General features: G+C 42.3%; 1 pseudogene. It reads left to right on the top strand.

The annotated features are described in order from the left end of the window. Positions 1-246, top strand: a pseudogene (locus ACT3SX_RS15740) (IS1 family transposase); the annotation flags it as partial.

The raw sequence follows: 246 nt of genomic DNA, 5'->3' as shown, positions 1-246 counted from the left end.
ACAATTTATTGGTGACCATGCCTTAACCTATCACGGCTGTCATTCTAAAATAGAAGACATCATACGGCTAATGACGGTTAGAGGTTGCGGCGTTAGAGACATAGCTATTATAGCCTCAGTCAGTATCGGTAAAGTATTGAGCACCATAGGCTCATCCATTTATAAGATCGCGCCTAAGAAGAGCTACTATGAACGCTTAGAGGTTGATGAGTTCTGGACTTACGTGTATCGCAAGAAGCGTAAAGT

Source organism: Psychrobacter sp. AOP31-B2-9, from assembly GCF_052378005.1.
GTDB lineage: Bacteria > Pseudomonadota > Gammaproteobacteria > Pseudomonadales > Moraxellaceae > Psychrobacter.
Note: the sequence above shows the minus strand (reverse complement) of the source record. Positions and strands in the feature narration are given on the sequence as shown.